We start from the raw sequence: 11,648 nt of genomic DNA, 5'->3' as shown, positions 1-11,648 counted from the left end.
CCCCGCCGCCCCGCCCCCGCCCCCCCCCCCCGCCGCGGGGGGCGGGGGGGGCGCCCCCCCCCCCCCCCCCTCCCCCCGCCCTGCGCGCGCCCGGGGGGGCCCCCCGCGGCGCCGACCCCCACCCCGCTGCTTTGCAGCGACCCTCCCCACAAGGGGGAGGGTAAAAACTCAAATCGCAGCGGTAATAATGATCTCGACCAGATAGTCCGGGGTGGCGAGCTTTGCTTCGCCGGTGGCACGGGCTGGCGTGTTGCCCTGCGGCACCCACTTGTCCCATTCCGCGTTCATCTCGGCAAAGGTGCTCATGTCGGCCAGCCAGATGATCGCCTGCAGGATCTTGGTCTTGTCGGAGCCAGCCTTGGCCAGCAATTCGTCGACAGCCGCCAGGATGTCCCTGGTCTGCGAAGCGACGTTGCCGGTTGGCTGGCCGACCTGACCAGCCAGATAGACGGTATTGCCATGGATGACGATCTGGCTCATGCGCGGGCCGACATCGATGCGACGAATGCTCATTGGATGGTTCCTTCCTGTAACGGTTGCGCTTCTTTAGAGTCGCGGCCGGCTTGGGGCAAGGTCGCCAGGTCGAATCCCCTTGGGCCAACGGCATATGGCATGCACACACGGCAAGTTGACCCTGCGGCCGCAATTCCGCCGGATTGGCTTGTTGACTAATGTAATAACATCACATATCCAATCGGCCGCTGCCAGCAGCCGGATTTCGCCGCCTACGGATCGCAGAATGACAAATACCTGCCTGACATTCCGCGACCTGACGCTTGGCTATGGCAGCCATCCGGCGATCCATCATCTCGACGGCACCATCCGCAAGGGCTCGCTGACCGCTGTGGTCGGCGCCAACGGCTCCGGCAAATCGACGCTGATGAAAGGCATTGTCGGCGTCCTGAAGCCAATGGCCGGCGAGGTTATCCGCGCGCCCGGTGTACGTGCCGCCTATCTGCCGCAGCAATCGGAGCTCGACCGCTCTTTTCCAGCGCGCGTGGTCGATCTGGTTTCGCTCGGCCTGTGGCCACGACGCGGCCTGCTTGGCCGCTACACCAAGGAAGATCGCGATGACGTCAGCAAGGCGCTGATGGCGGTCGGCCTCGGCGGCTTTGAAAAGCGCCCGATCGACACGCTGTCAGGCGGCCAGTTGCAGCGCACGCTGTTTGCGCGCGTCCTGCTGCAGGACGCCGACCTCATCCTGCTCGACGAACCCTTCAACGCCGTCGACGCCAAGACGGTCGGTGACCTCATTGCCCTGATCAAGCACTGGCACGGCGAGGAACGCACCATCATGGTTGTCGTCCACGATCTGGACCTGGTGCGGCAGAATTTCCCCGAAACGCTGCTTCTCGCCCGCCAGCCGATCGCCTGGGGCGAAACCAGGGAAACGCTGAAACCTGACAACCTGTTGCGCGCCCGCCGCTTCCACGAAGCCTGGGAAGAAAATGCACCCTGGTGCGAGCCGGGCGAGGACGCTCATGGTGACGATCACCATGGCCACGATCACCATGACCATCGACACGGCGTCGGACCGAGGGCTGCCTGATGGACATGCTTTACGGTCTTGTCATCGCGCCCTTCGCCGATTTCGGCTTCATGCAGCGGGCTTTGATCGGTTCGCTGATGCTGTCGCTCGGCGCCTGCCCTATCGGCGTCTTCCTGATGCTGCGGCGCATGAGCCTGTCGGGCGACGCGATGGCGCATGCAATCCTGCCCGGCGCGGCCGCCGGCTTCCTGTTCTATGGGCTGGAGATCCTGCCGATGACCATCGGCGGCCTGATCGCCGGCGTCATCGTCGCGCTCGGCGCCGGCGCCGTCTCGCGCTTCACCATACAGCGCGAGGACGCCTCGATGGCGGCGTTCTATCTGATTTCGCTCGCCATCGGCGTGCTGATGGTGTCGATCCGCGGTTCCAGCGTCGATCTCATGCATGTGCTGTTCGGCACCGTGCTGGCGCTCAACGATGAGGCCCTGACGCTGATCGGCGGCATCGTCGCGGTGACGCTGGTCAGCCTCGCCATCTTCTGGCGGGCGCTGGTCGCCGAATGCCTCGACCCGCTGTTCCTGCGCTCGGTCAGCCGGCTCGGCAGTCCGGTGCATTTCATCTTCCTCGGCATTGTCGTGCTCAACCTTGTCGGCGGCTTCCAGGCACTCGGCACGCTTCTGTCGGTTGGGCTGATGATGCTGCCGGCCGCAGCTGCCCGCTTCTGGACAGCTCGCGTCGAGCCGATGTGCGTGCTGGCGGTGCTGATCGGCTTCGCCTCCTGCGTCGCCGGGCTGCTTCTGTCGTATCACGCGTCGCTGCCATCCGGCCCGGCCATCATCCTGTCGGCCGGCGTCGTCTATTTCGCCTCGATCCTGTTTGGCACGCGCGGCATTCTGCGCGCGCGCATCATCCATCACCGTCACAGAACGGCCTGATCCCCGCCCCTAGAAGGAGACCCGTCTATGCTGAAATCGATTCATGCCGCCCTGGCGATGAGCGTTATAACATTAACCGCCTTTGGGGCATCGTCGGCCTTGGCGGCACCGCTGAAAGTGGTCGCCAGCTTCACCGTCATTGCCGATTTCGCCAAAAATGTCGGCGGCGACCGTATCCATGTCACCACCATTGTCGGGCCGGATGGCGACGCCCATGTCTACGAGCCTAGCCCGGCCGATGCGGTGGCCATGGCCAAGGCCGACATCGTTCTGGTCAACGGCCTGCATTTCGAAGGTTTCCTGCAGCGGCTGGTCGATGCCAGCGCCACCAAGGCGTCTATCATCACCTTGACCAAGGGCGTGACGCCGATCGATTTCAAACCTGAATTCGCCGATGCCGACGCGGCCGAAGGTGCCGGCACCGGCGGCGGCAAGACGGTCACCGATCCGCACGCCTTCCAGTCGATCGCCAATGCCAGGATCTACGTGAAGAACATCGCCGAGGCTTTCTGCGCGGCGGATGCGGAAGGCTGCGTCAGCTACCAGACCAATGCCGCCACCTACACGAAGAAGCTCGACGCGGTCGAAGGCGAAGTGAAAGCGGCGATCGCCTCAATCCCGGAGAGCAAACGCGTCGTCATCACCTCGCATGACGCCTTCGGCTATTTCGAACACGCATACGGCCTGACCTTCCTCGCTCCGCAAGGCATCTCGACCGACTCCGAGCCATCCGCCGCAGACGTCGCCAAACTGGTCAATCAAGTGAAGCAGGACAAGGCGGCTGCGATCTTCGTCGAGAACATCACCAACCCGCGCCTGATCGAACAGATCGCCAGCGAAACCGGCATCAAGGTCGGCGGCACGCTCTATTCGGATGCGCTGTCGCAGCCCGACGGCCCGGCCGCGACCTATATCGACATGATGCACAACAACATCCGTCAGATCAAAGGCGCCATTCTCGGCAGCTGAGTTTGAAGGATTGTCCAGCCGGGCCGCTCGGCCCGGTTGGATTTTCTGGCGAGCAATGTCTATTTGGCAGAGAATTCCCTCGGTACGGATTGCCGCCCATGTCGGGGAGTGGCAAGACTGCCACCTGACCAGTTTGCGAGGATGCTGCCATGGAATACCGCGAAATCAGCGAGGACTATTCGGTTTCGGGCCAGATCCAGCCTGAGGACGTCGCCGCCATCAAGGAAGCCGGCTTCAAAAGCGTGATCTGCAACCGGCCCGATGACGAACAGCCCGGCCAGCCTTCTGCCGACACCGTCAAGGCAGCGGTCGAAGCCGCAGGGCTCGCTTTCCGCTACATTCCGGTGATCAGCGGCCAGATCACCACCGAGAATGTCGAGGATCAGGCCGAAGCGCTCGAAGAACTCGATGGCCCGGTCTTCGCCTATTGCCGCTCCGGCGCCCGCTGCACCAATCTCTATGGGCTGATCCAGCAGTCGAAGGGTTGAAGAGCCACGCAATTCCAATACGGCTGGCCGATTCAGCTCCTTGCCCCTCTATCTTTGATGTACTCGAGGTAGAGCAACGCCAGACCTATACTAATGAAGGTTCCCCTTACACCATCGTTGCCGTCTGCTACCAAGTATGCAAAGAAGCTTCCTATCATAAGATACACCAACGACTACAGCAAATTTCTGAAGGAAATTCTCTCGCCAACTGGCTTTATGTATCCTATTACTACAACAATCGGAGGCACAAGATAGATGGATTTTGGCACAAGGTAAACGGCAATGAGCGTTGTCGCCAATAAAACGGCAGATATCGATAGAGACAACAGCATATAGTATCGCGTTGACTTTCTTCCATGTCGCTTCCTGTATCTATAATCAAATCGGTAGCGCGCCGGTTTCCTTCAGCGTTTCCAGCACGATCGCTGTCTTCACGTGCTGCACGGATTCGTGTGGCAGGAGCACGCCGTTGACGAATTCAGACAGCGATTTCAAGTCGGGCGTCACCACTTTCAGGATGTAATCCATCTCGCCGGTCAGCGCGTGCGCTTCCTGCACCTCAGGCAGCCGCGCCACCAGTTCACCGAAGCGCCGCGCATTGTCGCGGTTGTGCGTGGCGAGCGTGACCGAAATGACGTTGACCAGGGAAAAACCGAGCTTGTCGCGGTCGAGAACGGCGCGATAGCCCTTGATAAAGCCGTCCTCCTCCAGCCGCTGGCGGCGGCGCGAGCATTGCGACGCCGACAGGTTCACCCGCTCCGAAAGATCGTTGTTGGTCAGCCGCGCATCACCCTGCAACAGCGCCATTATCTTGCGGTCAAACTGGTCAATGCGCGCCTCATCCATGGTTTTTCCTCACATCATGCACGCTTCACGCATGACATCATCATTTCAAGCGTTTGAATGCAAGCACCGTGCGCCTCCTCCGCGTTATGATCGTGTCAAATGGCCTTTTCAGGCCAGGCCAGCTTTCGGAGGAATATCATGGGTCCATTCCCGCACGACGCCCCGCCCGCCAGGATCGGCAAGGACAACCCGGCCGGCACCGACGGCTTCGAGTTTGTCGAATTCGCGCATGCGGAGTCGGAGAAACTGGCCGAACTGTTCACCCGCATGGGCTATCTCGCCGTGGCCAGGCACCGCACGAAAGACGTCACCATCTGGCGGCAGGGCGACATCAACTATGTCGTCAATGCCGAGCCCGGCTCGCATGCGATGAAGTTCGTCGACAAGCACGGCCCCTGTGCTGCCTCGATGGCCTGGCGGGTGGTGGATGCCAAACACGCTTTCGATCATGCGGTTGCCAAGGGCGCCATGCCTTACGAAGGCGCCGACAAAGCGCTCGACGTGCCAGCAATCATCGGCATTGGCGGCTCGCTGCTCTACTTCATCGAGACCTATGGCAAGAAGGGTTCGGCCTATGATGCCGAGTTCGAATGGCTGGGCGCTCGCGACCCACGGCCGGAAGGCGTCGGCTTCTACTATCTCGATCACCTGACCCACAATGTCTATCGCGGCCAGATGGACAAATGGTGGGATTTCTACCGCAATCTGTTCGGCTTCAAGCAGATCCATTTCTTCGACATCGACGGCAAGATCACCGGCCTGGTGAGCCGCGCCATCACCTCGCCCTGCGGCAAGATCCGCATTCCGCTCAACGAGTCCAAGGACGAGACCAGCCAGATCGCCGAATATCTGAAGAAATACAATGGCGAGGGCATCCAGCACATCGCTGTCGGCACCGACGAGATCTATGCCGCCACCGACAGGCTGACCGAGAACGGGCTGAAATTCATGCCCGGTCCGCCGGAGACCTACTACGACATGTCGTACGACCGCGTGAACGGCCATGACGAACCGATCGAGCGCATGAAGAAGCACGGCATCCTGATCGATGGAGAAGGCGTCGTCGATGGCGGCACGACCAAGATCCTGCTGCAGATCTTTTCGAAAACCGTGATCGGGCCGATCTTTTTCGAGTTCATCCAGAGGAAGGGCGACGAAGGTTTTGGCGAAGGCAATTTCCGCGCGCTGTTCGAATCGATCGAGCAGGACCAGATCAAGCGCGGGGTGATCAAGGTGGACGGCAAAGCGGCGTAAGGTTACTCTCGCTGCGGCCCGGCTTTGGCTTAAGGTTGGGCCTAGCGAGGTCGAGCCGTGCACGTCTCTATTACGGAAGCCAGAGCCAAACTGTCGGAACTCGTCAGACGTGCAAATGCCGGCGAGGAGATCGTAATCACCCGGCGCGGCAGGGTCGTAGCGCGTCTCTTGCCGCCCCCCGGCAAGGAAAGACCTATCGGCGCCACCGCTGCTCTGAAAGGGCCGAGCGGCTTGACGATTAATTAGAGCCCCAACCGCTCGACCTCTCTCTCCCTCAGCTTCGCATCATAATAGAGCAGAAACTCATCCAGTTGCGGCGGCTTGACCGACGTCCCCGAAAGCATGGCGTGCACCTGGCCGCGATGATGGATGTCGTGCAGGAAGACATGGGCGAGGATGTCGCCGATGCGCTCGGGGATCATGCCGTCCTCGCGCCGGTCGGTGATAACCTGCCGATCGAGGTCGTCGGCCGACAGTCTATCGCAAAAGGCGATCAGCCGCCGGTCGGCTGCGACCTGCACCGCAAACAACGCCCCCGGCTCGTCGAGGGGCACGAAGTCGTCATGGGCGGCAGCACCGAGACCACCCTCTTCGAGAAAATCGAGGTAGAGAAGATCGACCGCAAGGATGTGGTTGAGCGTCGCCTTGATCGATGGAAAGAAGCTGGTGCGTTCGGCCTCGAACTCGCCTGGCTGGAGCGACAGCACCGCGCGGTAGAGCCGGTCGTTCGACCACAGATTGTTGCCGGCCATACGGCGCAGATGGTCGAGCAGGTTCACGAGATCATCCCCCTGCCCGCATCAGATGCAAGCCTGCCCCCATGATCGCGAATCCGGCAAGAACGATCAGCAGAAGCCGGTTCATGCGCCGCCGCATGGCTTGCGTTTCCTCGTCGCGCGCGACGTTCATGTTGGTGATGGTGTGGAACATCATCGCCTTGCGCGGAAAGCCGCTGCGGTTGGTCAGGCCGGGCGATCGCGCCTCAATGCGGTAGCTCAGCCGGATCGCCTGGATGAAGACCGCCAGTATGGCGAGTGCCCAGACACCGGCCAGAAGATAGTCCCCCGTCATGCCCTTACCTCTCGTATTTCTCGACTTTCTGCTCAATGGCGCCGAAGATCGAATGCCCAGCTTTGTCCTTCATCTCGATGCGCACCGTGTCGCCGAAGCGCAGGAACGGCGTTTTGGATTCGCCTGACACAATGGTCTCGATCATGCGCAGTTCGGCGATGCAGGAATAGCCAGCGCCACCGGCCGAAACAGGCTTGCCCGGCCCGCCGTCGAGCTTGTTGGAGACGGTCCCCGAGCCGATGATCGTGCCGGCCGCCAATGGCCGTGTCCTTGCTGCGTGAACGATCAGCGCCGGAAAATCGAAGGTCATGTCGATACCGGCATTGGCCCGGCCGAACGGCTTGCCGTTGAGATCGGCGAGCAGCGGCAGGCTGACCTTGCCGCCGTCCCAGGCATCACCCAGTTCGTCCGGCGTCACCGCGACAGGCGAAAACGCCGAGGACGGTTTTGACTGGAAAAAACCGAAACCTTTGGCCAGTTCCGGTCCGGTGAGCGCGCGCAGCGTGACGTCATTGACCAGCATGACCAGCCGGATCGCCGCGCGCGCCTCATCGACACTGGCGCCCATCGGCACGTCGTCGACAATGACGGCGACTTCGCCTTCCATGTCGATGCCGAAGGCTTCGTCAGCCATGCGGATCGGATCGCGTGGCGGAATGAAAGAATCTGAGCCGCCCTGGTAGATCAGCGGGTCGGTCCAGAAGCTCGCAGGCATCTCGGCGCCGCGCGCTTTGCGCACCAGTTCGACATGATTCACATAAGCCGAGCCGTCGGCCCATTGATAGGCGCGCGGCAGCGGCGAGTGGGCGTCATGCTCGTGGAAGCGCTCCGCCGGCACCGCATTGTTCTCAAGCGATTCCGCTATTGTCGCGAGATGCGGGGCGATGCGGCGCCAGTCGTCGAGCGCCGCCTGCAGCGTGCGCACCAGGAACGAGGCGTCGGTGAAGCGTGTCAAGTCGCGCGAGACGACGACGAGTTTTCCGTCGCGCGTCCCGTCCTTCAATGTGGCAAGCTTCATGCAGTTTCCTCTCCTTGTGCAGCTTTCTCGCTGCTTAACTCCACAACAAGGCCGTCGCGGGCGATCGTCAAGTCGCCGGCCCATGTTTTCCTGACAGCGTCAGTCCAGTCGGCCTCGCCGATCTTGGCGTCGTCGGCCGGAATGAGGTGGTTGAGCACCAACCTCTTCACGCCGGCATCGCTGGCGATGATGCCGGCCTCTTCGGCAAAGCTATGGCTGGCGAGCAGGTGGCCTTTCAGCCGCGCGCCATTGCCGGTCCTGGCCACCAGCCGCTCGATGCCTTCCTCCAGCATGGCTTCATGGACGAGGATATCGGCGCCTTGGGCAAAATCCGCGAGCGGCGGAAAGAAGGCCGTGTCAGCGGAGAACACCACGCTTTTCCCGCTGTGTTCGAAGCGCAGGGCAAAACAGTCGGTCACCGGCGGATGCTCGACGCGCAGCGCCGAAACCGTCAAGCCGCCCTGTTCGACCACCTGGCCTTCGCCGAATTCGACGATCGAAACCAGGTCGCGAATATCCGGTCGGCCTTCATCGACGATGCGGATCTCGATATCGAACTCCATCGCCTGGCAAAAGCGCTGCCAGTAATGATCCGTGCCGGGCGGGCCGAACACGTGGACCGGGGTCGCCAGACCCGCCGTCCAGGCGGTGTGGATCAGCGGGCCCAGTTCCAGCACGTGGTCGGAGTGCAGATGCGTGATGAAGATCAGATCGAGCGATTTCAGGCCGATGCCGGCATCGACCAGGCCACGCGTGACGCCAAGCCCGCAGCGACGACGATGCTGCGGCCGCCGATCTGCAGCAGCGAAGAGCTTGGCCACGGACCGCCTGGCCGCAGCGCAGGGCCGCCCTTCGAGCCCAAAATCACCAACCGATCCGGCATTGGCTCGGTGCTCAAGACCAGTCGCCCTCGGGCGTGCCGTTGAAACGCTTCTTCAGATTCGCCCAGCAATCGATGTAATTGTCCTGCCGGGTTTCGAGCTCGGCGCCGTAGCGGGTCAGCATCTGCGGAAATCGGGTCTCGAACATGAACGCCATGGTGTTGTCGAGCTTGACCGGTTTCAGGTCCGCGCGCGAGGCCTTTTCGAAGCCAGGCGCATCCGGCCCATGGGCCAGCATCAGATTGTGCAGGCTGATGCCGCCGGGCACAAAACCTTCTTCCTTGGCGTCGTACTGGCCGTGGATCAGGCCCATGAACTCGCTCATGATGTTGCGGTGGTACCAGGGCGGCCGGAACGTATCTTCCGCCACCAGCCAGCGCGGCGGGAAGATGACGAAGTCGATGTTGGCCGTGCCCTCCTCGCCGCTGGGTGCCGTCAGCACAGTGAAGATGGATGGGTCGGGATGGTCGAACAGCAGCGCGCCGACAGGCGAAAAGGTAGCCAGATCATATTTGTAGGGGGCGTAATTGCCGTGCCAGGCAACCACGTCCAGCGGCGAATGGCCGATCTCGGTGACATGGAAATTGCCGCACCATTTCACCATCAGCCGGCACGGGGTTTCCTTCTCCTCGAACCAGGCGCAAGGCGTCTTGAAATCGCGCGGATTGGCCAGGCAATTGGCGCCGATCGGGCCGCGGTCGGGCAGCGTCAACTTGGCGCCGTAGTTTTCGCAGACATAGCCGCGCACTTCGGCATCGACGAGTTCGACCTTGAAGACCAGACCGCGTGGCAGCACGGCGATCTCGCCGGGGCGCAGTTCGATGGCGCCCATCTCGGTGACGAAGCGCAAAGCGCCGACCTGGGGCACGACAAGCAATTCGCCGTCGGCGTTGAAGAAATGATCGTCAACCATCGAGCGGTTGGCGACATAGACGTGTGCCGCCATGCCCGTCTGCCCGAGCACGTCGCCTGATGTGGTGATGCTGCGCATGCCCTCAATGAAATCGGTCGGCTCCTTCGGCATCGGCACAGGGTTCCAGCGATACTGGCCAAGCGCCAGTTCATGGTCACCGACATTGGGCGCGCTCTTCCATAAGGGATAGCTCGCAGGCTTGAAGCGGCCAGTGTGCTTGACGCTCGGTCGGATGCGGTACAGCCAGGAGCGTTCATTGGTGCCGCGCGGCGCGGTGAAGGGCGAGCCCGAAAGCTGTTCGGCGTAAAGACCGTAGGCCGGCCGCTGCGGCGAATTCCGTCCTTGCGGCAGCGAACCGGGCAGCGTCTCGGTTTCAAAATCGTTGCCGAAGCCCGGCATGTAGGAAAAGGCCATTGCTTCCTCCCTAATCCAATTAGTGCGTCTTCGCGCGCTCTGATATTGACCAAACTGGTTTCATTTGTAACCATCTAAAATGTAACTATCAATTCTCTGACGCCTAGCCGGTACGGAACCATGGAAATCCTTGAACTGGAAACCTTCCTGCCCTATCGGCTCTATCGCCTTGCCGATGCGGTCAGCCGAGAATTCTCGAGGATCTACAAGGATCGTCACGGCCTCACGCGTCCCGAATGGCGCACGCTGGCCGGGCTCGGACAGCACGGCACGATGACGGCGACGGCGCTGGGCGAGCAATCGGCCATGCACAAGACAAAGGTTTCGCGCGCTGTCGCCGAGCTCGAACGGCGTCGCTGGCTGACGCGAAAACCGGACGAAAAAGACCGCCGTATCGAACATCTGACGCTGACCGGAACGGGACTTGCCGCCTATCGCGAGATGGTGCCGCTGGCCAAGGCGTTCGAACGGGATTTGCTGGCAAGGCTCAGCGCTGAAGAGCGCACGGCGATCACCAGCGGACTGGCTGCATTGGAGACCAGTCTGGTCCCGAGCAAGGGTTAGTCCAAGATCAAGCCAATCACTCTGAACGACGGAGTTCGAGCGAACCTGCGTGGGAACTCCCACCGCAGCCAAAGCATAGCATTGCTTTCGATTTGATCGTGATTTGCGTTGTCAGGCCGCGTATAATGCCCATTACACCGACGGGAGGACTACGATGAGCATTCGCGCATTAAGTGTCCTGGTGACGCTACTTGTAGGCACCTGCACATTTGCGCAGGCCCAGCAGACAAAGCCGATGTCGATCGAAGTGTTCCCTTTCGAATTGGAGGACAAGAGCGCCGGGGCGGGAATAATTCCCCCGGATGAGTATGACAGGCGCTATCTGTCCGAATCGGCACAAGTTGCGAGGGACATGCTCTCCCAGTCTGGGCGCTTTACAGTAATTGATGTGCCGGCGAGGGATACACAGGCTGCTGCGCCGCACGGATTGCGCAACTGCGCTGGTTGTGAAGGACCGATTGCCAAGGAGCACGGCGCGTCGCTTGCCTTGCTTGGCGTCGTAACGCGCGTCAACCGAACGGAACATACTATGTTCATTCGCATCCTTGACGCCGAAACCGGGAGACATGTTTCGGAGGGGTTTACCGATCTTCGCATGGGTGCGAACCACGCGTGGCCCCGCTCCGTGAAATGGCTGATGAAAAACAGAATCCTGCGCTAGGCGGCATCTACCAGTCCATCACCACCTTGCCGGAACTGCCGCTGCGCATCGCATCGAAGCCGGCTTGGAAATCGTCGATGCCGATGCGGTGGGTGATCAGGCCGGAGACATCCAGCGGGCCCTGCACAAGCGCGATCATCTTGTA

14 protein-coding genes and 2 pseudogenes are annotated in these 11,648 nt (G+C 61.4%); 8 read left to right on the top strand and 8 right to left on the bottom strand.

Features of this window, described 5'->3' with window-relative positions:
- Positions 1 to 168 precede the first annotated feature (168 nt).
- The gene (locus tag AC0L2U_RS26430) at positions 169 to 513 is read right to left on the bottom strand and encodes a RidA family protein (RefSeq protein ID WP_127271894.1); all 345 of its coding nucleotides are present in this window, start codon (positions 511 to 513) and stop codon (positions 169 to 171) included.
- Between the two features lie 226 nt (positions 514 to 739).
- Between AC0L2U_RS26430 and aztA the strand changes: the two genes are divergently transcribed.
- The 4 genes from aztA (at position 740) to AC0L2U_RS26410 (ending at position 3,881) form a co-directional block, all read left to right on the top strand.
- Positions 740 to 1,549 (top strand): zinc ABC transporter ATP-binding protein AztA, encoded by an 810-nt coding sequence (gene aztA, locus AC0L2U_RS26425; protein WP_127322948.1) that lies wholly within the window; start codon positions 740 to 742, stop codon positions 1,547 to 1,549.
- Positions 1,549 to 2,424, top strand: coding sequence for a zinc ABC transporter permease AztB (gene aztB / locus AC0L2U_RS26420; RefSeq protein ID WP_292700177.1), 876 nt, complete (start codon positions 1,549 to 1,551; stop codon positions 2,422 to 2,424). The genes aztA and aztB overlap by 1 nt, the downstream gene beginning before the upstream one ends.
- A gap of 27 nt (positions 2,425 to 2,451) precedes the next feature.
- On the top strand, positions 2,452 to 3,393 hold the full coding sequence (aztC, locus tag AC0L2U_RS26415; RefSeq protein WP_127396745.1) for a zinc ABC transporter substrate-binding protein AztC: 942 nt from the start codon (positions 2,452 to 2,454) through the stop codon (positions 3,391 to 3,393).
- A gap of 149 nt (positions 3,394 to 3,542) precedes the next feature.
- Positions 3,543 to 3,881, top strand: coding sequence for a protein tyrosine phosphatase family protein (locus AC0L2U_RS26410; protein WP_127810740.1), 339 nt, complete (start codon positions 3,543 to 3,545; stop codon positions 3,879 to 3,881).
- Positions 3,882 to 4,259: 378 nt separating this feature from the next.
- Here the strand turns inward: AC0L2U_RS26410 and AC0L2U_RS26405 are convergent, their stop codons facing one another.
- Positions 4,260 to 4,727 (bottom strand): Lrp/AsnC family transcriptional regulator, encoded by a 468-nt coding sequence (locus tag AC0L2U_RS26405; RefSeq protein ID WP_127270128.1) that lies wholly within the window; start codon positions 4,725 to 4,727, stop codon positions 4,260 to 4,262.
- Between the two features lie 138 nt (positions 4,728 to 4,865).
- On the opposite strand from AC0L2U_RS26405, the gene hppD reads away from it, so the two are divergent.
- Together hppD and AC0L2U_RS26395 are read left to right on the top strand one after the other, a co-directional pair.
- On the top strand, positions 4,866 to 5,981 hold the full coding sequence (gene hppD, locus AC0L2U_RS26400; protein WP_128362684.1) for a 4-hydroxyphenylpyruvate dioxygenase: 1,116 nt from the start codon (positions 4,866 to 4,868) through the stop codon (positions 5,979 to 5,981).
- A gap of 57 nt (positions 5,982 to 6,038) precedes the next feature.
- On the top strand, positions 6,039 to 6,227 hold the full coding sequence (locus AC0L2U_RS26395; protein ID WP_127270132.1) for a type II toxin-antitoxin system Phd/YefM family antitoxin: 189 nt from the start codon (positions 6,039 to 6,041) through the stop codon (positions 6,225 to 6,227).
- On the opposite strand, the gene AC0L2U_RS26390 is transcribed toward AC0L2U_RS26395, so the two are convergent.
- From AC0L2U_RS26390 to hmgA, 5 genes and pseudogenes are all read right to left on the bottom strand, one after another.
- A complete protein-coding gene (locus tag AC0L2U_RS26390; RefSeq protein ID WP_127381852.1) occupies positions 6,224 to 6,760 on the bottom strand; it encodes a DinB family protein in 537 nt (178 codons plus the stop codon). The two genes, AC0L2U_RS26395 and AC0L2U_RS26390, sit on opposite strands and share 4 nt — an antisense overlap.
- A gap of 4 nt (positions 6,761 to 6,764) precedes the next feature.
- Entirely contained in the window at positions 6,765 to 7,052 is a 288-nt protein-coding gene (locus AC0L2U_RS26385) for a hypothetical protein (protein ID WP_127270135.1), read from the bottom strand.
- Between the two features lie 4 nt (positions 7,053 to 7,056).
- Positions 7,057 to 8,070 carry a fumarylacetoacetate hydrolase family protein gene (locus tag AC0L2U_RS26380; protein WP_128362682.1) on the bottom strand — a complete coding sequence of 338 codons (1,014 nt, stop codon included), beginning with the start codon at positions 8,068 to 8,070 and terminating at the stop codon, positions 7,057 to 7,059.
- Positions 8,067 to 8,953, bottom strand: a pseudogene (locus tag AC0L2U_RS26375) (MBL fold metallo-hydrolase). Before AC0L2U_RS26375 ends, AC0L2U_RS26380 begins: the two are co-directional and overlap by 4 nt.
- 11 nt (positions 8,954 to 8,964) lie before the next feature.
- Entirely contained in the window at positions 8,965 to 10,278 is a 1,314-nt protein-coding gene (gene hmgA / locus AC0L2U_RS26370; protein WP_128289338.1) for a homogentisate 1,2-dioxygenase, read from the bottom strand.
- A 120-nt stretch (positions 10,279 to 10,398) separates the two neighbouring features.
- On the opposite strand from hmgA, the gene AC0L2U_RS26365 reads away from it, so the two are divergent.
- Complete coding sequence (locus AC0L2U_RS26365) at positions 10,399 to 10,842, top strand: MarR family winged helix-turn-helix transcriptional regulator (protein WP_224696005.1); 444 nt, start codon at positions 10,399 to 10,401, stop codon at positions 10,840 to 10,842.
- A gap of 154 nt (positions 10,843 to 10,996) precedes the next feature.
- Positions 10,997 to 11,503: a DUF2380 domain-containing protein gene (locus tag AC0L2U_RS26360; protein WP_292693410.1), complete on the top strand. Its 507-nt coding sequence runs from the start codon at positions 10,997 to 10,999 to the stop codon at positions 11,501 to 11,503.
- A gap of 7 nt (positions 11,504 to 11,510) precedes the next feature.
- On the opposite strand, the pseudogene tdh reads toward AC0L2U_RS26360, so the two are convergent.
- Positions 11,511 to 11,648, bottom strand: a pseudogene (gene tdh, locus AC0L2U_RS26355) (L-threonine 3-dehydrogenase); the annotation flags it as partial.

This window comes from Mesorhizobium sp. WSM4808, assembly GCF_055811675.1.
The sequence above is the reverse complement of the archived record's forward strand: the minus strand, read 5'-3'. Positions and strand labels throughout refer to the sequence as shown.

Bases quoted from the DNA above. Each gene is read 5' to 3' on its own strand.
- hmgA (WP_128289338.1), bottom strand. From the start codon at position 10,278: ATGGCCTTTTCCTACATGCCGGGCTTCGGCAACGATTTTGAAACCGAG.
- AC0L2U_RS26380 (WP_128362682.1), bottom strand. From the start codon at position 8,070: ATGAAGCTTGCCACATTGAAGGACGGGACGCGCGACGGAAAACTCGTC.
- AC0L2U_RS26430 (WP_127271894.1), bottom strand. From the start codon at position 513: ATGAGCATTCGTCGCATCGATGTCGGCCCGCGCATGAGCCAGATCGTC.
- aztA (WP_127322948.1), top strand. From the start codon at position 740: ATGACAAATACCTGCCTGACATTCCGCGACCTGACGCTTGGCTATGGC.
- aztB (WP_292700177.1), top strand. From the start codon at position 1,549: ATGGACATGCTTTACGGTCTTGTCATCGCGCCCTTCGCCGATTTCGGC.
- AC0L2U_RS26410 (WP_127810740.1), top strand. From the start codon at position 3,543: ATGGAATACCGCGAAATCAGCGAGGACTATTCGGTTTCGGGCCAGATC.
- hppD (WP_128362684.1), top strand. From the start codon at position 4,866: ATGGGTCCATTCCCGCACGACGCCCCGCCCGCCAGGATCGGCAAGGAC.
- AC0L2U_RS26385 (WP_127270135.1), bottom strand. From the start codon at position 7,052: ATGACGGGGGACTATCTTCTGGCCGGTGTCTGGGCACTCGCCATACTG.
- aztC (WP_127396745.1), top strand. From the start codon at position 2,452: ATGCTGAAATCGATTCATGCCGCCCTGGCGATGAGCGTTATAACATTA.
- AC0L2U_RS26365 (WP_224696005.1), top strand. From the start codon at position 10,399: ATGGAAATCCTTGAACTGGAAACCTTCCTGCCCTATCGGCTCTATCGC.
- AC0L2U_RS26360 (WP_292693410.1), top strand. From the start codon at position 10,997: ATGAGCATTCGCGCATTAAGTGTCCTGGTGACGCTACTTGTAGGCACC.
- AC0L2U_RS26405 (WP_127270128.1), bottom strand. From the start codon at position 4,727: ATGGATGAGGCGCGCATTGACCAGTTTGACCGCAAGATAATGGCGCTG.